We start from the raw sequence: 21,777 nt of genomic DNA, 5'->3' as shown, positions 1-21,777 counted from the left end.
AAGCAGAGAGTGTTGGCGATGAGTGGAATTAAAGCGCTGCCGGTGGATATCCCCCAGGAGGTGAGCAGCCTGCTGCTGCCACTGGCGGACGGCCAGCTGCTGGTACCTGTGGACACCCTGTCGGAGGTGATCGCAATACAGACCCCGGTGGCGGCCTACGACGCCCCGGATTGGTACCTCGGGGAACTCAACTGGCGCGAGCAGCGCCTGCCACTGATGTCCTTTGAAATGATGCGCGGGCAGTCCTTGCCGGCTATGCACGGAAGCTGCCGTATCGCGATCCTCTGCAGTGGTAATCCCGGCGGGCGGTTGCCTTTTTTTGCCCTGGTACTGCAGGGCACGCCCCGGCTGGTACGGGTGACCCCGGACGAGCTCGCGGGGCGGGAGCGGGACTGCAGCCAGGGGGAATTGATGCATGTGGCGCTGTCCGGCGAGGAGGCAGTGATTCCGGACCTGGGTGCGCTGGAGCACGCCTGCCTGGCGTATCGCGACGGCCGCTGACCCCGTCTTAGTGCCGTGTCGCGTATGGGGGCGAGCTTGTGTTCGCCCCTAATGGTATCTAAAACAATTCTTCTGGCAGGGACTCTCCCGACCGCTCCCCTTCACTATCCTCTTCGTCGTCACCATACGCTTGGTACGCACTGTAGGTCTCGCGGCCGGGCACCCGGTTGGCGCGGAAGATCTCAAATATGCCACCGCGGGAGGTGCGCAGGCCGGTGCGCGGATTGATGCGTACGGTCACTATGCCGTCCGGTTGCGGCAGGTGGCGCTCCGGCAGTCCCTCCAGGGCGGTGGACATGAAATCGATCCAGATGGGAAGGGCGGCTGTGCCGCCGTATTCGGTCTTGCCCAGTTCGCCGTTGGAGTCGAAACCCACCCAGGCGCTGGTCGCCAGGTAGGAACTGTAGCCGGAGAACCAAGAGTCGCGCGGGCCGTTGGTGGTACCCGTCTTGCCGGCGATATCGCCGCGTTTCATCACCAAGGCCTTGCGGCCGGTACCCCTCTTGATGACGTCTTTAAGAATAGAATCCATGATGTAGGCGGTCTCAGGGGATATGGCGCGGGGCGCCCGGGGGCGCCCCTGTTGCGTGGCGTCGCTGCGTAGCGGATTGACCGGCAGGCGGCGCAGTTCCAGCGGCTCCTCCCCCTCTTCCAGTATCTCGGCTTCCACCTGCGCATCCGCGAGATTCACTGGCTCCAGAGGCAGCGTTTCGCTGCCGTCGGCCGGACAGTCGCGGCACACGGTGAGCGGCAGCGCCTGGTAGACCACCTCACCATTCACATCCAGCACCCGGTCCACCAGGTAGGGCTCCACCCGGTAGCCGCCGTTGGCGAAGGCAGCGTAACCGCGGGCCACTTCCAGTGGGGTCAGCGCCGAGCTGCCCAGGGCGATGGTCAGGTTGCGGGCCAGTTTGCTGCGCTCGAAGCCGAAGCGCTCCACAAAGCCCAGTGCATAGTCGATGCCCAGTGCCTGTAGCAGGCGGATGGAGACCAGGTTGCGGGACATGTACAGCGCTTTGCGCAGGCGGACAGGGCCGAGGAATTCGCCGCTGGCGTTTTCCGGGCGCCACACATCCTGCAGGTTTGTTTCCTCAAAGATGATTGGCGCGTCATTGATGATGCTGGCTGCGGTATAGCCTTTCTCTATAGCCGCGGAGTAGATAAACGGCTTGAAGTTGGAGCCCGGCTGGCGCGCCGCCTGGGTGACGCGGTTGAAGTGGCTCTGGTGGAAGTCATAGCCGCCGACAAGCGCGCGAATAGCGCCGTCCTCCGGGGCCAGGGAGACCAGCGCGCCCTGGGCCTCCGGTACCTGAGTCAGGTGCCATTCCTCGCGCACCTGGGGTTCCACCACCGGCGCGATAGCGCCCTCTTCGCCGGGGTCGGCAAAGGGGTCGGAGGCCAATTGTTCCCCGCCCTCCAGGATGGGGGCCTGGTCGCCGGGTTCTTCGGGGCTTATCTCCACGCGGCGCAGGCGGATCACGTCGCCGGGAGCGAACATCTCCTCGGCGGACTTGAGGCGCGGTCCGCGGGCGTTTTCCGAAAGGTAGGGGCGGATGGAGGACAAGCCGTTTTCCCATAGCACCTCCACCACGCGGCGGTCGCGCAGTTGCACCCGCAGGCGCTGCGGCTCCACCGCGGTCACCACCGCCGGCTGCAGGCCGCCGAGCACCGGGATCTCCTTGAGCAGGTCCACTAACTGGTCGCTGTCCTGCAGCAGTGCGGCGTCCAGGCGCTGCTCCGGACCGCGGTAGCCGTGGCGGGCGTCGTAGGTTTCCAGGCCTTTTTGCAGGGCGTCGCGCGCGGCCGCCTGTAATTTGCTGTCCACCGTAGTGATCACCTGGTAACCGTCGGTGTAGGCGGCATCGCCAAACAGTTCGACGGCTTCCTTGCGTGCCATCTCCGCGACATAGGGGGCGTAGAGATCCAGATCGCGACCGTGGTAGCTGGCGGTAACCGGGGCGGTGATGGAATTTTTGTAGTCATCCTGGTCGATGTAGCCCAATTCCAGCATGCGCTTGAGGATCCAGTTGCGGCGTACTAGCGCGCGGGTGGGATTGGCGATAGGGTTGTAGGCGGAGGGGGCCTTGGGCAGGCCCGCCATCATCGCCCACTGGGCCAGGTTGAGTTCATCGATGCCGCGGCCATAATAGACGTGGGCCGCGGCCTGGAAGCCGTAGGCTCGGTTGCCGAGGAAGATTTTATTGATGTAAAGCTCGAGAATATCGTCTTTGTTCAGTTCTTGTTCGATCTGCAGCGACAGCAGTATCTCGTTAAACTTGCGCACGAAGCGTTGCTCGCGGCTGAGAAAAAAGTTGCGCGCGACCTGCATGGTGAGGGTGCTGCCACCGGACTGAATGGAGCCGCTTTGCAATAATTGTGACGCAGCTCTCACTAAGCCTTTAATCGATACGCCGTTGTGGGAGTAAAATCCTGCATCCTCCGCGGCCAGGACGGCCTTCACGAACAGCTCGGGCGTTTGCTCGATAGTGATGGGGTTGCGCCGCTTCTCGCCGAATTCCCCAATCAGCTTCATATCCCGGGAGTAGACCCGCAGCGGCGTCTGCAGGCGGATGTCGCGCAGGCTCTCCACCGATGGCAGGCCGGGCTTGAGATACAGGTAGATGCTGGCAAAGGCCATGGCGGCGGCGGCGATTCCCGCCGTGCCGAGCCAAAGTAGCGAGAGTAGGCGGTTGCGGGTCTTTTCAGTCATGAGTTGCTTCTGGCTTACGTCTGAATCGGAGCAGATTAACAATTATACGAAGATTGTGCGCTGTTACCTATGCAAAAGGCGGTTGCAGCTGTAATTTAAAGTGCTATAACATCAAACCTTCATAACCCACGGAAAAGATAAGAAAAATGGGGATGCTCCCTTTTCTCAACAAGGGCCCGAAGGCCATGCTGGGGCTGGATATCAGCTCCACTGCGGTCAAGTTGCTGGAGCTCTCCCGCAGCGGCGACAAGTATCGGGTCGAATGTTACGCGGTCGAGCCCCTGCCTCCCAATGCGGTAGTGGACAAAAACATCAACGATGTTGCCGCCACCGCGGAAGCCATTCGCAAGGTGGTGCGCCGCTCCAAGACGCGCCTGCGTCAGGCTGCGGTGGCGGTGTCCGGCTCCGCGGTGATCACCAAGACCCTGGAAATGCCCGCCGATCTTTCCGAAGACGCACTTGAGGCGCAGATCGCCCTGGAGGCGGATCAGTACATTCCCTACCCGCTGGATGAAGTGAATCTCGACTTCGAGGTGCAGGGCCCTTCGGAAAAAGGCGAAGGCCAGGTGGAGGTGCTGCTGGCCGCATGCCGCAGTGAGAATGTCGAACAGCGGGTTTCCGCGCTGACCGACGCCGAACTGCAGGCCGGGGTGGTGGATGTGGAAGCCTACGCCATCGAGCGCGCTTACACCCTGCTGGAACGTCAGTTCCCCCCCCAGGAACAACTGGTGGTGGCCGTCATCGATATCGGCGCCACCATGAGCGCGCTCTCGGTGCTGGTGGACGGCAAAACGGTGTACACCCGCGAGCAGCTGTTCGGGGGTCGCCAGCTTACCGACGAGATCCAGCGCCGCTACGGTCTGTCCTCGGAAGAGGCGGGGCTGGCCAAGCGACAGGGCGGCAGCGGCCTGCCGGACGACTATTACCCGGAGGTGCTGGAGCCCTTCCGCGATGCCGTGGTGCAGCAGGTCACCCGCTCGCTGCAGTTCTTCTACTCCTCCACTTCCTACAGCGATGTGGATTACATATTGCTCGGCGGCGGCGTTGCGGCCATGGACGGGCTGGTGGAACTGGTGGGGCAGAAGCTCAACAAACCCACGATTGTCGCCAATCCCTTTCAGGATATGACAGTGGCCTCACGAGTCAATCGCCAGGCGCTGGCCAACGAGGCGCCGGCGCTGATGATCGCCGCCGGCCTGGCGATGCGCGAGCGGGAGTACTGAGATGGCCAAGATCAACCTACTTCCCTGGCGCCAGGAATATCGCGCACAGAAGCAGAAGGAATTCCAACAGGTGGCGGTGCTGGTGGTCATGGCCGCCTGCTTCGCGACTTTCATGTGGATGAAAACCGTCGACGCACAGATTTCAAACCAGAACGAGCGCAATCAGATACTGCAGACGGAAATAGCCGCGCTCGACAAGAAAGTGCGCGAAATCAAAGACCTGAAAAAGCGCCGCCAGGAACTGATCGACCGCATGCGGGTTATCCAGGAGCTGCAGGGCAACCGCCCGCTGTCGGTGCGCTACTTCGACGAGATGGTGCGCAGTGCACCCGAGGGGTTGTGGCTCACCAGCCTGAAACGCAGCGGCAACACCATGCAGGTCTCCGGGGTGGCTGAGTCCAACAACCGGGTGTCGTCCTTCATGCGCAACCTGGACCAGTCGGAGTGGTATCAGGAGCCCAACCTGACCGGCGTGACCGCGAAGCCCGAATTCGGCGAACAGGCCAGCGCTTTCCAGATGACTGTCAGTGTGAGCGGGCGCAAAAAAGAAGAAGACGAACAACAAGGCGCGGATAATTAAGAGGCCTGGCCATGGCGCTAGAGGATACGCTCAAACAATTGAATCAACTCGATATCAACGATATCGATTTTTCCCGTGTCGGAGTCTGGCCCCTGGCGGGGCGGGTGGCCCTGCTGTTGCTGATTGCGGCGGCTTTGGTCGGCGGGGGCTACTGGTTCCTGATCAAGGACCGCTATCAGCAACTGGAGTTCGCCGTCAACAAGGAGCAGGAGCTGTTTACGCAGTTCGAGAAAAAATCCTTTGAGGCGGCGAATCTGGATGCCTACCGGGAACAGCTGGCGGAAATGGAGGAGACCTTCGGCGCCCTGCTCAAGCAGTTGCCCAAGGACACCGAAGTGCCCGGGCTGCTCGAGGATATCGACGAATACGGCCGCGGTAGCGGGCTCACCATCCAGAAAGTAGCGCTGGAAGATGAGCAGGTGGGTGAGTTCTATGTCGAGCTGCCCATCCGTATCGAAGTGGAGGGGGGCTATCACGAGTTCGGCGCCTTTGTCAGTGGTATTGCCGGTATGCCCAGGATAGTGACCTTGCACGATTTCGAGATCCAGACCGGCAAAGACGGTGGCGCGCTGCTCAGTATGACCATCAATGCCAAGACCTATCGTTACAAAGAGCAGGGGGAGGAGGGATGAAGAAGTACTTCGCTCTGATACCGGTTCTGCTGGCCGTCGCGGGCTGCAGCCTGGACGGCAGCCACAGCGATTTGCGCAAGAAAATGGCCGCGATTGAGCACCAGCCCAAAGGGCAGATTGAGCCCATCCCGACATTTACCCCCTACAGCCCCTATGTCTACAGCGCCGCCGCGCTGCGCAGCCCCTTTAGCCGGCCGGTGCTGGAGGAAGACCAGCGCCTGGTGGGGCGCAGGCTGGATGTGGCACCCGACCTGAACCGGCAGCGTCAACTGCTGGAGAGGTTCAACTTCGACGCTCTTTCCATGGTGGGTACCCTCTCCCGCGGTGGCCAAGTGTGGGCGCTGATCGACGACAGCGAGGGCGGCATTCACCGCATCACCATCGGCAACTACCTGGGTAAAAACCACGGGCGGGTGGTCGGCGCCAGCGCCAGTAAAATCGACGTGTTGGAAATAGTACCGGATGGCACCGGTGGCTGGATCGAAAGGCCGCGGGCGCTGACTTTGGAAGAGAAGGACAACTGATAATGATTAACAGGCAACTCGCCAAAGTGTTGGCTTTCGGCAAGACATTGCTGTTTATTCTGGCTCTGCTGCCGCCGGCGCTGCAGGCCCAGGTCAACAAACTCAACGATATCCAGTTCTCCGAGCTGCCCGGCGGCCGGCTGCAGCTGCGGCTGTCCTTTACCGATATCCCACCGGAGCCCACCGGCTATACCATCGAGCAGCCGGCGCGTATCGTGATGGATTTTGCCGGGGTGGAGAGCGCCCTGCCGGAGAAAAAATACTCTTTGGGAGTGGGCAGTGCGCGCAGTGCAGTGGTGGTGTCCGGTGAGGGCCGCACGCGCCTGATCATCAACCTGGACCAGTTGCCGGTATATACCAGCGAGCGCAAAGGCAACCAGGTGGTATTGGAGGTGGGCGCCGATGCGGCTGCCACTGCGTCGGTGACGGCTACCCCCGCGCCTGCGGCCACCGCAGCACACAGCGGCGGGCTCGACCTGGGCGGGCAGGAACGTTTCCGCGCGGCCAGCGGTGTCGCTATTCGCAATGTGGATTTTCGCCGCGGCGACGCCGGAGAGGGCAAGGTGATCGTCAGCCTTACGGACCCGGCGGTGAATATCGACGTGGAGCGCCGCAAGGGCAAGATATACCTGACTTTCCTCGGCGCGGAACTGCCGGAGTCCCTGCGCCAGCGCCTGGATGTCACCGACTTCGCCACCCCGGTCAACTCCATTACCGTGGACTACGACGGTCGCAACACGGTGATCGCGGTAGACCCCTCAAATACCGATTACGACTACCTGGCCTACCAGGCGGATACCGAGTATGTGCTGAGCGTCAAGCCGCTCACCGTGGCGGAAATTCGCGAAAAGGAAAAGGAATTCCAGTTCACCGGTGAAAAGTTGTCGCTGAATTTCCAGGACATCGAAGTGCGCTCGGTACTGCAGCTGATCGCCGATTTCACCGATCTCAACCTGGTTGCAAGTGACACTGTGTCCGGCCGCATCACCCTGCGTTTGGACGGTGTGCCCTGGGACCAGGCGCTGGATCTGATCCTCCGTGCCAAGGGCCTGGACAAGCGACAGGAAGGCAAGGTGATCATGGTGGCGCCGGCGGCGGAAATCGCCGAGCGCGAGCGGCAGGAACTGGAGACGCGGCAGCAGCTGCAGGAACTGGCCCCGCTGCGCACCGAGTATATCCAGATTCGCTACGCCGACGCCCGCGAACTGTTTACCCTGTTTGCGGGAGATCGACAGCAGGGCGGCGGAGGTTTCAATCAGGGCAATTTCGCCGGCGGCCAGCGCGATGCCGATCAGCGCAGTATCCTGTCCTCCCGCGGCAGCGCCATCGTGGATGAACGCACTAATACGATTATCCTCACCGATACCGAGGACAAGATTATCCAGTTCCGGGAGCTGATTGATGCGATTGACATCCCCATCCGCCAGGTGATGATCGAAGCGCGGATTGTTATTGCCAACACCGACTTCCAGAGAGAGCTCGGTGTGCGCTGGGATTATGTAGAAGACCACGATATCGACGACGATAAAATCGGCATAGGATCCGGTAGACAGGTGGGGCTCCCTGTAAGAGGGGATGGTTCGGGACCGGATGTGGAATCGCCGTCCAGCGTTCACAGTCCTGTATTGGTGGACCTCGGGGTAGCCGATCGGGCCGGCAGCATCGCCTATGCGATCCTGAAAGAGAATTTTTATCTGGGCCTGGAACTCTCCGCGCTGGAGGATATGGGCAAGGCGGAAATTGTCTCCCAACCGAAAGTGGTTACCGGTGACAAGCAGGAGGCCAATATCGAGTCCGGTGTGGAAATTCCCTATGTGGAGGCGACCTCCTCCGGCGCCGCTTCGGTAACCTTCCGCGAGGCGGTGCTGAAACTGAATGTCACCCCGCAGATCACCCCGGACAACAATATTATTATGGAGCTGGATATCGACCAGAACAGTGTGGGCGAACTGGTTACCAATATCACAACGGGCGGTACCATTCCCTCTATTAACGTTAATACCCTGCAGACCAAGGTGCTGGTCCGCAACGGTGAAACCATTGTGCTCGGGGGAATTTTCGAGAGTCAGGTGATCGAAGGAGAAACCAAGGTGCCGCTGCTGGGCGATATCCCCTTCCTGGGGCATCTGTTCAAGACCACCCTGCGCCAGGATGACAAACGCGAAATGCTGATCTTTATCACCCCCCGCATCATGGAAGACGAACTTTTCTTCTCCAAGTGATCAACCGCTCCATCTTCCTTGTCGGCCCCATGGGGGCCGGCAAGTCCACCATCGGCAGGCTGCTGGCGACGCAGCTGGAGCTTCCTTTTGCCGATTCCGACAAGGTGCTGGAAGAGCGCACCGGCGCCGATATTCCCTGGATTTTCGACGTAGAGGGCGAGGCTGGATTCCGCCGGCGCGAGAGCGAGGTGCTGAGGGATCTCTGCCGGGGGCAGCCGCAGGTGGTGGCCACCGGCGGCGGGATCGTGCTGCTTCCGGAGAACCGTGAGCAACTGCGCCAGTACGGTCTGGTGGTTTATCTCCAGGCGAGTGTGGAGCAATTGCTGGAACGGACTTCGAAAAGCAGCAACCGCCCGCTGCTGCGGGTGGCGGACCCGCGTGCGCGCATTATCGAACTGGTGCGGGAGCGGGATCCCCTCTACCGCGAGGTGGCGGACATCATCTGTGACACAGACGACTGCACCCCCAAGCAGGCCGCGTCCATGGTGGCCGAGCGCCTGACCCAGGATCCGTCCTTTAAATAACCTCTATCCTCCTTGTGCTAAAGTGCGCCCTTCAGTTGAAGGGAGAGAAACCATGCACTGCCTGAATGTGGAACTGGGGGAACGCAGCTATCCCATCGTGATCGGTTCGCAACTGCTGGGGGACCCCCAGTACCTGCTGCCCTATATCCGCGGCAAACAAGTCTGTGTAGTGACCAATGAGACCGTGGCCCCTCTCTACCTCGAGCGGCTGCTCGGGGGCCTGGCGGACTTCGAGCAGGTGGATACCCTGGTGTTGCCGGACGGCGAGGCTTTTAAAACCCTGGACACCCTGGAACGCATCTTTGACCGCCTGCTGGAGAAACGCCACAACCGCAGCACCACCCTGATCGCCCTGGGCGGCGGTGTGATCGGCGATATGACCGGTTTCGCCGCCGCCTGCTACCAGCGCGGCGTGGACTTCGTACAGATTCCCACCACCCTGCTGGCACAAGTGGACTCATCCGTGGGAGGCAAAACCGGCGTCAACCACCCCCTGGGCAAGAATATGATCGGTGCCTTCTACCAGCCCAGGGTGGTACTCGCGGACATGGATACCCTGGCCACCCTGCCGGACCGCGAGCTGTCCGCCGGCATCGCCGAAGTGATCAAGTACGGCCTGATCTGCGATGCCCCCTTCTTCAGTTGGCTGGAGGAACATATGCCGAAGCTGATGGCGCGGGATCCCCAGGCCCTGGCCTACGCGGTGAACCGCTGCTGCCGGGACAAGGCGGCGGTGGTAGCGGAGGACGAGCGGGAATCTGCCAGACGGGCCATACTGAATTTCGGTCATACCTTCGGTCACGCCATCGAGGCGGTACAGGGTTACGGCAACTGGTTGCACGGGGAGGCGGTGGCTGCGGGTATGGTCATGGCCGCCGAGCTGTCGCGTATCCGCGGCACCATCGACGGAGAACTGGTGGCGCGAATCCGCGCCCTGCTGGCCGCTGCGCAGCTGCCTCAGGCATCGCCCGAAGGGATGACAGTACGGGAGTATCTGGAGGCCATGGCGGTGGACAAGAAGGTGCTGGACGGTCGCCTGCGCCTGGTGCTGTTGCGCAGTCTGGGGGATGCCCAGATCTGCGATGACACGCCGCTGAAACAGCTGGAGGAGGCGCTGAAAATCTGTGGCGCCGAGTGACCAACCCCTCGCGAAACGGGCAAATCTGAGGACTATTTGGCAATAGTGATCACAAAAAGAAGATAAGTCGGTTTTGGTGCCCATGGGCAGAAGATAAATCTGGGAAATATTGCAATTCCAGGGGGGCGCCAGTAATATTGCGCGCCCGCCGGGGAAAACCCGGCAAAAAACAACGTCGAAGAAGCCCGCTTGCGGGCTTTTTTTAACTGTGAGGAAGTCTATGGGTAGCAGCGGCCTATATCGGTTGGATGAGTTCAAAGACAACTGTGGCTTCGGTTTGATCGCGCACTTGAAGGGCGAGACCAGCCACAAGTTGCTGCAGACGGCGATCGAGTCGCTGACCTGTATGACTCACCGCGGGGGCATCGCCGCCGACGGCAAGACCGGTGACGGCTGCGGCCTGCTGCTGCAAAAACCCGACGCTTTTCTGCGCGCGGAAGCAAAAGCGCACTGTGGCGCCGAACTGACCGATCAATACGCCGTGGGTTCGATTATGCTGCCGCTGGACGAGGCGGACGCGCGAAAAGCCCGCGATACCCTCTGCCGCGAGTTAGAGGCCCAAGGACTGCGGATTGCCGGCTGGCGCCCGGTGCCCACCGAGCCCGAGTGCCTCGGTCCCATCGCCCGGCAAACCCTGCCGCACTTTGAACAGCTGCTGGTCAACGACGCCGAGGAACCCCTGGGAGAGGCGAAATTCAACGCGCGGCTGTTCGTCGCCCGGCGCAGGGCGGAGCAGCAGTTGGGGGAGGGCGTGTATATCGCCAGCCTGTCCACAGGAGTGCTCTCCTACAAGGGGCTGATGATCCCGGCGGACCTGCCGAAATTTTTCCCCGACCTGGCGGATCCGAGAATGGAGACCGCCATCTGTGTGTTTCACCAGCGCTTTTCCACCAACACCATGCCGCTCTGGCCGCTGGCGCAGCCCTTCCGGCTGCTGGCGCACAACGGCGAGATCAACACCATCACCGGCAACCGCAACTGGTCGGTGGCGCGCACGCCCAAGTTCGCCAGCCCGCTGATTCCGGAACTGGCCGAACTGGCACCGCTGGTCAACCGCGAGGGATCCGATTCCTCCAGCCTGGACAATATGCTGGAGATGCTGACTGCCGGAGGCATGGAACTGCATCGCGCCGTGCGTATGCTGGTACCGCCCGCCTGGCAGAACGTAGAGGACATGGATCCGGACCTGCGCGCCTTCTACGAATACATTTCCATGCATATGGAGCCCTGGGACGGGCCCGCTGGCCTGGTGATGACCGATGGCCGCTACGCGGTGTGCACCCTGGACCGCAACGGCCTGCGCCCATCCCGCTGGGTGATCACCAAAGATGATCTCATCACCGTGGCCTCGGAAGTGGGCGTGTACGGCTACAAGCCCGAAGATGTGGTGGCCAAAGGCCGCCTGGGCCCGGGGCAGATGCTGTCGGTGGACACTCGCGAAGGTGTGCTGATGCACACCCGTGATATCGACGACATGCTCAAGCGTTCACAGCCCTATAAGCAGTGGCTGAAGGAAAAGGCGCGGCGCATCCGCTCCACCCTGGTCACCGCGCCGGTGGATAACAATTTTTCCTTCGAGCAGTTCAAGGTCTACCAGAAGCTGTTCAGCTCCTCCCTGGAGGAGCGCAACAATGTGGTGCGGCCGATGGCCGAGGCCGGCCAGGAAGCGGTGGGCTCCATGGGCGACGATACCCCCATGGCGGTGCTTTCGCGCCACAACCGCTGTCTGTACGACTACTTCCGCCAGCAGTTCGCGCAGGTGACCAACCCGCCCATCGACCCGCTGCGGGAGACGGTGGTGATGTCTCTTGAGACCTGCCTGGGGCGGGAGAAAACCGTTTTCGAGGAGACCCCCGAGCACGCGGATCGCGTGATCCTGGCCTCGCCGGTGCTCTCCCATATGAAGTACACCGCGCTGCTGGAGCTGGACAGGCCCGGCTTCGAGTCGAAGATATTCGACCTCAACTACGACCCGGCGCAGCTGGATCTCGAGGCGGCGATCAAAAAACTCTGCGCCGATGTGGAGGCCGCGGTGCGCGGCGGATCGGTCATCATCGTGCTGTCCGATCGCGAAATCGCCGCCGACAAACTGCCCATCGACGCCCTGCTGGCCACCGGCGCGGTGCATCACCACCTGGTGCACGCCGGCCTGCGCTGCGACTCAAACATCGTCGTGGACACCGCCAGCGCCCGTGACGCCCACCAGTTGGCCTGCCTGATCGGTGTGGGCGCCACCGCGGTGCACCCGTATTTCTCCTACAGCATCATCAACCACCTGATCGACACCGGTGAACTGTTGCTGGATGCGGCAGAAGCGCAGAAAAACTACCGCAAAGGCATTATTAAAGGGCTGCTCAAGATCCTCTCCAAGATGGGCATCTCCACCGTGGCCTCCTACCGCGGCGCGCTGCTGTTTGAGCTGGTGGGCCTGGATCGCAACGTTGTCGACCGGTGTTTCCCCGGCGCGCCCAGCCGTATTCAGGGCGCCGGCTTTGCCGAACTGCAGAGCGATATGGCGGCGCGCGCATCCCTGGCCTGGAAGCCGCGCAAGCCGGTGTCACCCGGCGGCCTGCACAAGTTCGTCTGGGGCCAGGAATACCACACCTTCAACCCGGATGTGGTGAACACCCTGCGCCGCGCCGCGCGCACCGGCGACTACGCGGTATGGCGCGACTACGCCGCGCTGGTGAACCGGCGCCCGGTGGCCACCCTGCGCGACCTGCTGGATTTCAAAGACGGTATCCAGCCGATTCCGCTGGAGGAAGTGGAACCGGCGGAAAATATTCTGCGCCGCTTTGACTCCGCGGCCATGTCCCTGGGGGCGCTGTCCCCGGAGGCCCACGAATCCCTGGCCCAGGCCATGAACCGCCTGGGCGGCCGCTCCAACAGCGGCGAGGGCGGCGAGGACCCCGCGCGCTTCGGCACCGACAAGGTGTCCAAGATCAAGCAGGTGGCCTCCGGTCGCTTCGGCGTCACCCCGCACTACCTGGTCAACGCCGAGGTGTTGCAGATCAAGGTTGCCCAGGGTGCCAAGCCCGGCGAGGGCGGCCAGCTGCCCGGCGGCAAGGTGAACGAACTGATTGCGCGGCTGCGTTACTCGGTGCCCGGTGTCACCCTGATCTCGCCGCCGCCGCACCACGATATCTATTCCATCGAGGACTTAGCGCAGCTGATCTTCGATTTGAAACAGGTCAATCCGGATGCCCTGGTATCGGTGAAGCTGGTGTCCCGCCCGGGAGTGGGCACCATCGCCGCCGGCGTGGCCAAGGCCTACGCCGACCTGATCACCATCTCCGGCTACGACGGTGGTACCGCCGCCAGCCCCATTACTTCCATCCGCTACGCCGGCTCCCCATGGGAGCTGGGCTTGGCGGAGACCCACCAGACCCTGCGCGCCAACGACCTGCGCGACAAGGTGCGGGTGCAGACCGACGGCGGCCTCAAATCCGGCCTGGACGTGGTCAAGGCGGCGATCCTCGGCGCTGAGAGCTTCGGCTTCGGCACCGCGCCCATGGTGGCGCTGGGCTGTAAATACCTGCGCATCTGCCACCTGAACAACTGCGCCACCGGCGTCGCCACCCAGAACCAGGACCTGCGCGACGAGCACTACATCGGCACTGCGGAGATGGCGATGAACTTCTTCCGCTTCGTGGCGGAGGAGACCCGCGAGTGGATGGCGAGTCTGGGCGTGCGCACCATCGAGGAACTGGTGGGCCGCGTCGACCTGCTGCGCGCTTTGGATGGGGAGACGGAGAAGCAGAAGAAGCTGGACCTGGCCCCGCTGCTGCACACCGATGCATTGCTCGACAGCAAGCCCCAGACCTGCCAGCGGCCTAAGAACGAACCCTGGGACAAGGGCGAGTTGGCCGAGCGTATGGTGGCGGATCTGCTGCCGGCGATCGAGAACCTGTCCGGCGGCGAATACGCCTACCGGGTCACCAACTGCGACAGATCCATCGGCGCGCGCCTGTCCGGCGAGATCGCCAAGCGCCACGGCAACCAGGGCATGGCAGACGCACCCGTAAAACTGCGCCTCACCGGCGTCGCCGGTCAGTCCTTCGGGGTGTGGAACGCCGGCGGCCTGGAAATGTACCTGGAGGGTGATGCCAACGACTATGTGGGCAAGGGTATGGCCGGCGGCAAGCTGGTGATCCGCCCCCCGCAAAACAGTGCCTTCGCCTCTCAGGACACCAGCATTGTGGGCAACACCTGCCTTTATGGCGCCACCGGCGGCAAACTGTTTGCCGCCGGCCGTGCCGGTGAGCGCTTCGGCGTGCGCAACTCCGGCGCCTTTGCGGTGGTGGAGGGCGCCGGCGACCACTGCTGCGAATATATGACCGGCGGCATGATCGCTGTGCTGGGCAGCACCGGGGTCAACTTCGGCGCCGGAATGACCGGCGGCTTTGCCTATGTGCTGGACCTGAAGCGCAACTTCTTCGACAAGTGCAACCACGAGTTGATCGAACTGCGCCGTATCAGCAGCGAAACCCTGGAGTCCTACCAGAGCCACCTGCGCCAGGTTATCGAGGAGTTCGCCGCGGAAACCGGCAGCGAATGGGGCGCGGAGTTGCTGGACAACTTCGACGACTACCTGAGCAAGTTCTGGCTGGTGAAACCCAAGGCCGCCAGCCTGGCCGGCCTGCTCGCGGACGTGCGCAAGCGCGGCGAATAGCGGTAGCGGCACGTTCGAGCGGTAGCGATGAAGATTAAGAGCAGGGGTGAATGAGTTATGAAAGAAAGACTGAGCAACGATTTCCAGTTTATCGACGTGGGCCGGGTCGACCCGCCGAAAAAAGACATCATTACCCGCACCAACGAATTCGTAGAGGTCTACCAGCCTTTCGGTGAGCGCCAGGTGGCCAGCCAGGCACACCGCTGCCTGGACTGCGGCAATCCCTACTGCGAGACCGGTTGCCCAGTGCACAACTATATCCCCAACTGGCTGAAGCTGGTGACCGACGGCAATGTCATGGAGGCGGCCGAGCTGTGCCACCAGACCAACACCCTGCCGGAAGTCTGCGGTCGCGTCTGCCCGCAGGACCGCCTGTGCGAGGGCGCCTGCACCCTGAACGACGGCTTCGGCGCGGTGACCATCGGCAGTGCGGAGAAGTACATCACCGACACCGCTTTCGCTCTCGGCTGGCGTCCGGACCTGAGTCATGTGCAAAAGACCGACAAGCGCGTGGCGGTGATCGGTGCCGGCCCCGCCGGCCTCGGCTGCGCCGACGTACTGGTGCGCAACGGCGTGCAGCCGGTGGTATTCGATAAATACCCGGAAATCGGCGGCCTGATCACCTTCGGCATTCCCGAGTTCAAGCTGGAAAAATCGGTGATGCAGCTGCGCCGGCAGATATTTACCGATATGGGAATCGAGTTCTGCCTCAACACCGAAGTGGGCGTGGACATCAGTTTCGAAGAACTGCTCAACGACTACGACGCGGTGTTTATGGGCATGGGCACCTACAACTATATGAAGGGCGGCTTCCCCGGCGAGGACCTGCCCGGCGTGCACGACGCATTGCCCTTCCTGGTGGCCAACGTCAATCGCAATATGGGCTGGGAAAAGAATCCCGAGGAATTTATTTCCGTCGAGGGTAAGCGCGTGGTGGTGCTGGGCGGCGGTGACACCGCCATGGACTGCAACCGCAGTTCTATCCGCCTGGGCGCGAGGAGCGTCACCTGTGCCTACCGCCGCGACGAGGAAAACATGCCCGGCTCCCGCCGGGAGGTGGCCAACGCGAAGGAAGAAGGGGTGAAGTTCCTGTTCAATCGCCAGCCGGTGGAGATTGTCGGCGACGACGCTGTGAGCGGCGTCAAGGTGGTCACCACCCAGTTGGGCGAACCGGATGAAAACGGCCGCCGCCGTCCACAAGTGGTGCCCGGCTCCGAGGAGATCATCCCCGCGGATATCGTTCTGGTGGCCTTCGGTTTCCGCCCCAGTCCCCCTGAGTGGCTGGCGGGGCACGATGTCGAGATCGCCGATTGGGGCGGTGTGGTGGCGCCGGAGAAGCAGCAGTTCAAATTCCAGACCAGCAACGAAAAGGTCTTTGCCGGCGGCGATATGGTGCGCGGCTCCGACCTCGTGGTCACCGCCATCTGGGAAGGCCGCCAAGCTGCTGAGGGCATCCTCGACTACCTCGACGTCTAGCCCCGGGACCGCGGAGCTCCAGCTCCGCTTCTCCCCTCTCCCGCTTGCGGGAGAGGGGCCGGGGGAGAGGGTGCCTGAATAAGAACTCCGTGGCGGCCCCACTGCCGGGGACTCTTTGCGGGACACGCCGTGAATACATCCCTGTAGGCTTGTCCGCGAGGTCCCTCTCGCAGACAGTCCCGCAAAGAGTCCCCGGCAGCGGGGCCTTCGCGTCAAGCTCATTGCTTTGATCGAACTATCCTTGCCCCTCTCTTACTTAGCCCCTCGGTCCTCTGTACAATAGCCGCCTTTTTAGCCAGCCCGTTGTGCAGTCCATGCCCGAATCCAAGCCCTCCGAACTGAAAAACGACCGCTTCCTCCGCGCCCTGCAGCGCCAGCCAGTAGACCGCACCCCCGTGTGGATGATGCGCCAGGCGGGCCGTTATCTGCCGGAGTACCGCGCCAGCCGGGCCAGGGCGGGCAGTTTTCTGGATCTGTGCCGCAACACCGAGCTGGCCTGCGAGGTCACCCTGCAGCCGCTGGAGCGCTACCCGCTGGACGCGGCCATTCTGTTTTCGGACATTCTCACCATTCCCGATGCGATGGGCCTGGGCCTCTATTTTGAGGAAGGCGAGGGCCCAAAATTCCGCAAGCCGCTACGCACCGCCGCGGATATCGAGGCACTGGAGGTGGTGGACAGTGAGCGGCAGCTGGATTACGTGATGAACGCGGTGTCCACCATCCGCCGCGAGCTGAACGGCCGGGTGCCGCTGATCGGCTTTTCCGGCAGTCCCTGGACCCTCGCCACCTACATGGTGGAGGGCGGCTCCAGCCGGGATTTCGCCCGCTGCAAGGAGATGCTCTACAGCCGCCCCGAGCTGATGCACCAGTTGTTGTCGGTGCTGGCGGATTCGGTAACCGATTACCTGAATGCGCAGATCCGCGCCGGCGCCCAGGCGGTGCAGATCTTCGATACCTGGGGGGGCGCCCTCAGCCACTCCGCCTACCGCGAGTTCTCCCTGCAATATATGGCGCGTATCCTGCAGGGCCTGATCAAGGAGGCGGACGGCCGCCCGGTGCCGGCGATCCTGTTTACCAAGGGCGGCGGCCAGTGGCTGGAGGCGATGGCGGACACCGGCGCCAGTGCCCTGGGGCTGGACTGGACTACTGATTTGCGCGGCGCCCGCGCCCGGGTTGGCGACAGGGTGGCACTGCAGGGCAACCTGGACCCGGCGGTGCTGTTGGCGGAGCCGGCGCGCATCCGCGCCGAGGTGGCCGCGGTGCTGGAATCCTACGGCCGGGGTCCGGGGCATATCTTCAATCTGGGTCACGGTATCACGCCGCAGGTGGATCCGGAGCACGCGCGGGTGATGATCGAGGCAGTATTGGAACTGTCGCCCCAGTACCACTCCAAATAGAGACAGGTGGCAATTTGTTTTTGTGACTTTGTTCACATTTTTACCGTGTGCCGATAGCCATACCGCCGTGTTATAAATGAGCCCGGTGGAGCTTCACTTCTGCTTCCCTCCCTACCCACCTTATCCGGCGGTAACAGCGTGGCGATTGAACAGGCGAAAGTCTTGGTAGAGGACCTGCAGCGCGGCATGTTCGTGTCCCGGCTCGACCGGCCGTGGACGCGCACTCCCTTTGTTTTGCAAGGCTTCTATATTCGCGACCTGGAGGAAATCCGCCAGCTGCAGAAATTTTGCCGCTTCGTTTACGTGGACGTGATCAAGAGCGTCGGCGATGTGGGGGTCAGGCTGCGCCGGCTGAGTCGCACTGATGTCCCCAGGGGAAATTCTGCCACCGAGGGAACGCGCAACCGCCGCCCCGCCCCGGTCATTCCCTGCCGCCCGGTGCAGGTTTCCCACGATACCTACCCGGCTCCCGCGCCGGTGCAGAGCGAGGCCGGCAATGCCCGCAGTCTGCACCGGCAGATATTGAGCGGTATGGATCAGGTGATGGCGCAGATTCGCAGCGACGGGCCGCTGCCACTGAAACAGATCAATAAAGTGGTGGAAGATCTTGTGGAGAGCGTGCTGCGCAGCCCCGACGCCTTCGCCTGGCTGGCGCGGGTGCGGGAGAAGGACGAGCATACCTACAGCCACTCGGTGCGCGCCAGTATCTGGTCGCTGGTATTCGGCCGCCATATCGGCCTGCGCCGCCGCGAACTGACGCAGTTGGCGACGGCCACACTGCTCAAGGACGTGGGCAAGCTGCGTCTCAGCCCCGAGGTGCTGCGGGCGGCGAAGCGGGAGCCACGGGCCGAGCTGGAATACCGCAGGTTCGTCGACCACAGCGTGCAAATGCTGTCGGCGGATGCGGATATGGATTCCCAGGTACTCGATATCGTCCACTGCCATTGTGAACGGCACGACGGCAGCGGCTACCCCCGCGGGCTGCGCGGCGACCGGATTCCGGTGCTGGCGCGCATGTGCGGCATCGTTACCTACTACGACGAAATCACCAATCCCCGCGGAGTGGAATCCCCGGCCGCACCGTCCCGGGCGGTGACGCAGCTGTACGACCGGCGGGGTATTGCCTTCAACGAGCAGTTGACGGTGGAGTTTATCCAGTCCATCGGCCTCTATCCCACCGGTACCCAGGTGGAGCTCTCCACCGGCGAAGTGGCGGTGGTGGTGGAGCAGACCTATCAGCGGCGCCTGAAGCCGAAAGTGATGGTGGTGCTGGACCGGGACAAGCGGCCGCTGCCGGAGGCCCGGTTGTTCGATATGGCCGCGGACGACGATCGCAGGCAAAAGCTGATCGAGCGCGGCAAACTCGCTCCCTGCGATGGGGTCACTATCGTGCAGGACCTGGAGCCCAGCCGCTTCCCCCAGGTGGATGTGGCCGCTGTGCGCGATGGCTATCTGGTCAGCCGGCAGCGGTTGCCGAATTTCCTCTCCCGCCTGCTGAAACGCTGAGGGGTCGCACCAGCAGCGTCAGCAGTGCCGACAGGAGCACCAGTGCGGCCAGCAGGCCCGCGAGCGCTTCGACGCTAATTCCCCGATCCAGCAGTACGCCCGCCACCAGCGGTGACACCGCCGTCGCCAATACCATCGCCGCCTGGGAGACGGAGCGGATAGCTCCCAGGTGGCGACTGCCGTAGCGCTCCGGCCAGAGGGCGCCGCCGGCGGTGCCTGTGCCTGCCTGGGTGATGCCGAGCAGGGTCAGGTAGGCATAGGGCACCCAGCCGTCCCCGCGCAGAGACAGCAACAGCAGGCCGGCAATCATCGGCATCAGCGCCAGGGCAGAGGCGAGCGTGGCGCCGCTGTAAATCATGCCGTAGTGAGCGTGGCTGAGGGAAAACTCGGCGCGCAGCGCAATGCCGAAAATCGAGATAAAAAATGTCTGGCCGAAACCGGATGCGGCTACGGCGAGCAGGGCGAAAAAGGCGAGATTTCCGTTGTGGCGAATAAAAGCGGGTAACGAGGCTGTAGAAAAACTCCGGCCTTTCGTTCTGGTTATATTTTGCCCAGAAAATCGCGCTCCTACGTGAATTCTGGACCTGTTTTGTATGGCGAAAAGCATTTCAGAGCACTCTCCGCACGAAAAATTTGCCACTTCAAGAAGTGCTCGAGTTTTTCTACAGCCTGAACATCGGTCGCAGTGGCTGTTGGTCGGTGAGCCGGGGTGTGAATTACAGCCCGGGCTCGAAAGAGTAGTTGCCCCGCCCCGCTTGCGGGACGCTTTTGACGGGATCAGTGGGTAGGGTGCGCCGTGCGCACCACTAAATCAGGTCGCCGAGGTGTTGCCCCATCTTCACCTGGCTCTCCGCCTGTAGCGTTTCCAGCCAGCGAACCCGGTCGGCGCCAAACAGCAGGATCACCGTGGAGCCCAGTTTGAAGCGGCCCATCTCCTCGCCTTTTTCAAGGTGAACCGGCGTATTGTCGTCGTAATTGGTGGTGCGCACCTGGCGCTTGTGCGGGGTCACCAGCCCGGCCCATACGGTTTCGATACTGGCCACAATCATCGCGCCCACAAGAATCACGGCCATGGGGCCGACAGCGGTGTCGAACAGGCACACCACCCGCTCGTTGCGCGAGAAGAGCCGCGGTACATTTTTCGCGGTCACGGTATTGACCGAAAACAATTGGCCCGGCACATAGGTCATGCTCTTCAGGGTACCGGCAATCGGCATATGTACCCGGTGGTAATCCTTCGGCGACAGGTACACGGTGGCGAAGTGGCCGCCGGTAAACTTTGCCGCGGTGCCCGTATCGCCGCCCACCAGCTCCAGCAGGCTGAAATCGTGGCCTTTGGCCTGGAAGATGCGCCCGTTGTGAATTTCCCCCAACTGGCTGACTCCGCCGTCTGCGGGGCAGGCGAGGGCGCTTTCCCCTTCGACGATCGGGCGTGCGCTCTCTTTCAGGGCGCGGGTAAAGAATTCGTTGAAACTCCGGTAGGCGGTGCAGTCCGGCTGCTCTGCCTCGGTCATATCCACATCGTATTTGCCCACGAACCAGCGGGTGAAGGGATCCTTGATCGCCTTGATGCGGGTTTCCGCCAGCCAGCCGGCGGCGCGGGACAGGGCCCGTTGCGGGGCCAGGTATTGCAGTGTGGTAAACAGTTTGGGGTGCATAGAGTTAGTGTGATCCGTTTAAATTCTACTTTGTTCATGTAGCTGCTCGCCTCCCCTACCGCGTAGGAGAGGGCGGTGGCGGCTCTGACTCAATTATTCTTTTCGAGTCCCGAGTCCCGAGTCCCGAGTCCCGAGTCCCGAGTCCCGAGTCCCGAGTCCCGAGTCCCGAGTCCCGTTTTATTGTTCAACCGGTGTGTCCGGCAGATTTCCCCACTCACTCCAGGAGCCGGGATAGGCGCGGATATCGAAGCCGAGGGATTTGCCCACCAGCCAGGTGAAACCGGAGCGGTGATGACTCTGGCAGTGGGTGACGATTTTGTGGCTGCCATCGATGCCGAGTCCGGCGAGAAATTCGCGCGCATCGGTGCGGATGCGCAGGTCCCGCTGCGGGTCCATTAGCCAGGTCCACTCGCAGTTGACCGCGCCGGGAATATGGCCGCCCTTCAGCGCCTGCGCCCGCTCGCCGCGGTATTCCTCCGGCGAGCGCGCGTCCCACACGAGAAAATCCTCATCGTTCAAGTGCCGCTTTATTTCCTCCGCCTCCATAAGCGGTGTGGTGTCGACATCGATGTCGATATCGCTTGGCTCGGATTGCACCGGTTCATTTGACAGCGGCAGTCCGGCGCCGCGCCAGGCGTGCATGCCGCCGTTGAGAAAGCTGTAGTCTCTGTGGCCGATCACTTCCAGGGTCCACAGAAAGCGCCCGGCCCAGCCGCCGCCCTCGTCGTCGAAGGCGACCACATGGTGCGACCGGCGCAGACCCAGGGCGCGGAATACCTCCATTAGTCGCTCTTGGTCCGGCAGCTTGCCCGGCGCCGGCGGCGTGCCCGCCATCAGAGCCTGAAACGGCAGGTGCAGCGCGCCGGGAATATGCCCAGCGGCGTAGTTCTGTGCGGAGCTCAGGTCCACCAGCAATAAATCCTCGCGCTCCAGCTGCGCGGCCAGTTCCTCTGGCTCAATAATCAGGGGCAGTTCACTCAAAATTATTTCTCCGATTCCAGGCAATCCATCTAA

The 21,777-nt window shown here is 62.4% G+C and carries 17 protein-coding genes; 13 read left to right on the top strand and 4 right to left on the bottom strand.

Annotated elements, in window-relative coordinates:
* Positions 1-18: 18 nt before the first annotated feature.
* A complete protein-coding gene (locus tag PP263_RS14155; RefSeq protein WP_308364226.1) occupies positions 19-501 on the top strand; it encodes a chemotaxis protein CheW in 483 nt (160 codons plus the stop codon).
* 58 nt (positions 502-559) lie between these two features.
* Here PP263_RS14155 and PP263_RS14150 read toward each other — a convergent pair whose 3' ends face one another.
* Positions 560-3,211 (bottom strand): penicillin-binding protein 1A, encoded by a 2,652-nt coding sequence (locus PP263_RS14150; RefSeq protein ID WP_308364225.1) that lies wholly within the window; start codon positions 3,209-3,211, stop codon positions 560-562.
* 146 nt (positions 3,212-3,357) lie between these two features.
* Between PP263_RS14150 and PP263_RS14145 the strand changes: the two genes are divergently transcribed.
* The 11 genes from PP263_RS14145 to PP263_RS14095 all read left to right on the top strand — a co-directional run bounded on the left by PP263_RS14145 (position 3,358) and on the right by PP263_RS14095 (position 19,105).
* Positions 3,358-4,434 (top strand): pilus assembly protein PilM, encoded by a 1,077-nt coding sequence (locus PP263_RS14145; protein WP_308364224.1) that lies wholly within the window; start codon positions 3,358-3,360, stop codon positions 4,432-4,434.
* A gap of 1 nt (position 4,435) precedes the next feature.
* The gene (locus PP263_RS14140; RefSeq protein WP_308364223.1) at positions 4,436-5,014 is read left to right on the top strand and encodes a PilN domain-containing protein; all 579 of its coding nucleotides are present in this window, start codon (positions 4,436-4,438) and stop codon (positions 5,012-5,014) included.
* 11 nt (positions 5,015-5,025) lie between these two features.
* The gene (locus PP263_RS14135; RefSeq protein ID WP_308364222.1) at positions 5,026-5,646 is read left to right on the top strand and encodes a type 4a pilus biogenesis protein PilO; all 621 of its coding nucleotides are present in this window, start codon (positions 5,026-5,028) and stop codon (positions 5,644-5,646) included.
* Entirely contained in the window at positions 5,643-6,170 is a 528-nt protein-coding gene (locus PP263_RS14130) for a pilus assembly protein PilP (protein ID WP_308364221.1), read from the top strand. Before PP263_RS14135 ends, PP263_RS14130 begins: the two co-directional genes overlap by 4 nt.
* Before the next feature lie 2 nt (positions 6,171-6,172).
* Positions 6,173-8,392, top strand: a complete 2,220-nt coding sequence (gene pilQ, locus PP263_RS14125) for a type IV pilus secretin PilQ (RefSeq protein WP_308364220.1) — start codon at positions 6,173-6,175, stop codon at positions 8,390-8,392.
* A complete protein-coding gene (gene aroK / locus PP263_RS14120) occupies positions 8,392-8,916 on the top strand; it encodes a shikimate kinase AroK (protein ID WP_308368616.1) in 525 nt (174 codons plus the stop codon). Before pilQ ends, aroK begins: the two co-directional genes overlap by 1 nt.
* 52 nt (positions 8,917-8,968) lie before the next feature.
* On the top strand, positions 8,969-10,054 hold the full coding sequence (gene aroB, locus PP263_RS14115) for a 3-dehydroquinate synthase (protein WP_308364219.1): 1,086 nt from the start codon (positions 8,969-8,971) through the stop codon (positions 10,052-10,054).
* A gap of 220 nt (positions 10,055-10,274) precedes the next feature.
* The gene (gene gltB / locus PP263_RS14110) at positions 10,275-14,726 is read left to right on the top strand and encodes a glutamate synthase large subunit (protein WP_308364217.1); all 4,452 of its coding nucleotides are present in this window, start codon (positions 10,275-10,277) and stop codon (positions 14,724-14,726) included.
* A gap of 57 nt (positions 14,727-14,783) precedes the next feature.
* Positions 14,784-16,202, top strand: a complete 1,419-nt coding sequence (locus PP263_RS14105; RefSeq protein ID WP_308364214.1) for an FAD-dependent oxidoreductase — start codon at positions 14,784-14,786, stop codon at positions 16,200-16,202.
* Between the two features lie 314 nt (positions 16,203-16,516).
* Positions 16,517-17,599 carry a uroporphyrinogen decarboxylase gene (hemE, locus tag PP263_RS14100; RefSeq protein ID WP_308364212.1) on the top strand — a complete coding sequence of 361 codons (1,083 nt, stop codon included), beginning with the start codon at positions 16,517-16,519 and terminating at the stop codon, positions 17,597-17,599.
* A 138-nt stretch (positions 17,600-17,737) separates the two neighbouring features.
* A complete protein-coding gene (locus tag PP263_RS14095) occupies positions 17,738-19,105 on the top strand; it encodes an HD domain-containing phosphohydrolase (RefSeq protein WP_308364211.1) in 1,368 nt (455 codons plus the stop codon).
* Here PP263_RS14095 and PP263_RS14090 read toward each other — a convergent pair.
* Entirely contained in the window at positions 19,056-19,463 is a 408-nt protein-coding gene (locus PP263_RS14090; protein ID WP_308364209.1) for a hypothetical protein, read from the bottom strand. The genes PP263_RS14095 and PP263_RS14090 overlap by 50 nt on opposite strands.
* 12 nt (positions 19,464-19,475) lie before the next feature.
* Between PP263_RS14090 and PP263_RS14085 the strand changes: the two genes are divergently transcribed.
* A complete protein-coding gene (locus PP263_RS14085; protein WP_308364207.1) occupies positions 19,476-19,610 on the top strand; it encodes a hypothetical protein in 135 nt (44 codons plus the stop codon).
* Between the two features lie 301 nt (positions 19,611-19,911).
* Here PP263_RS14085 and asd read toward each other — a convergent pair whose 3' ends face one another.
* On the bottom strand, positions 19,912-20,763 hold the full coding sequence (gene asd, locus PP263_RS14080) for an archaetidylserine decarboxylase (RefSeq protein WP_308364206.1): 852 nt from the start codon (positions 20,761-20,763) through the stop codon (positions 19,912-19,914).
* Positions 20,764-20,940: 177 nt separating this feature from the next.
* Positions 20,941-21,744, bottom strand: coding sequence for a sulfurtransferase (locus PP263_RS14075; protein ID WP_374693662.1), 804 nt, complete (start codon positions 21,742-21,744; stop codon positions 20,941-20,943).
* Between the last annotated feature and the right edge of the window lie 33 nt (positions 21,745-21,777).

It is taken from the genome of Microbulbifer sp. TB1203, assembly GCF_030997045.1.
GTDB lineage: Bacteria > Pseudomonadota > Gammaproteobacteria > Pseudomonadales > Cellvibrionaceae > Microbulbifer.
This window is presented reverse-complemented; position numbering and strand designations above follow the sequence as displayed.

What these genes read in the sequence shown, in the direction of transcription:
- aroB (WP_308364219.1), top strand. Translation starts at nt 8,969, where the DNA reads ATGCACTGCCTGAATGTGGAACTGGGGGAACGCAGCTATCCCATCGTG.
- PP263_RS14145 (WP_308364224.1), top strand. Translation starts at nt 3,358, where the DNA reads ATGGGGATGCTCCCTTTTCTCAACAAGGGCCCGAAGGCCATGCTGGGG.
- pilQ (WP_308364220.1), top strand. Translation starts at nt 6,173, where the DNA reads ATGATTAACAGGCAACTCGCCAAAGTGTTGGCTTTCGGCAAGACATTG.
- hemE (WP_308364212.1), top strand. Translation starts at nt 16,517, where the DNA reads ATGCCCGAATCCAAGCCCTCCGAACTGAAAAACGACCGCTTCCTCCGC.
- PP263_RS14140 (WP_308364223.1), top strand. Translation starts at nt 4,436, where the DNA reads ATGGCCAAGATCAACCTACTTCCCTGGCGCCAGGAATATCGCGCACAG.
- PP263_RS14135 (WP_308364222.1), top strand. Translation starts at nt 5,026, where the DNA reads ATGGCGCTAGAGGATACGCTCAAACAATTGAATCAACTCGATATCAAC.
- PP263_RS14155 (WP_308364226.1), top strand. Translation starts at nt 19, where the DNA reads ATGAGTGGAATTAAAGCGCTGCCGGTGGATATCCCCCAGGAGGTGAGC.
- asd (WP_308364206.1), bottom strand. Translation starts at nt 20,763, where the DNA reads ATGCACCCCAAACTGTTTACCACACTGCAATACCTGGCCCCGCAACGG.
- gltB (WP_308364217.1), top strand. Translation starts at nt 10,275, where the DNA reads ATGGGTAGCAGCGGCCTATATCGGTTGGATGAGTTCAAAGACAACTGT.
- PP263_RS14150 (WP_308364225.1), bottom strand. Translation starts at nt 3,211, where the DNA reads ATGACTGAAAAGACCCGCAACCGCCTACTCTCGCTACTTTGGCTCGGC.
- PP263_RS14090 (WP_308364209.1), bottom strand. Translation starts at nt 19,463, where the DNA reads ATGATTTACAGCGGCGCCACGCTCGCCTCTGCCCTGGCGCTGATGCCG.
- PP263_RS14105 (WP_308364214.1), top strand. Translation starts at nt 14,784, where the DNA reads ATGAAAGAAAGACTGAGCAACGATTTCCAGTTTATCGACGTGGGCCGG.
- PP263_RS14130 (WP_308364221.1), top strand. Translation starts at nt 5,643, where the DNA reads ATGAAGAAGTACTTCGCTCTGATACCGGTTCTGCTGGCCGTCGCGGGC.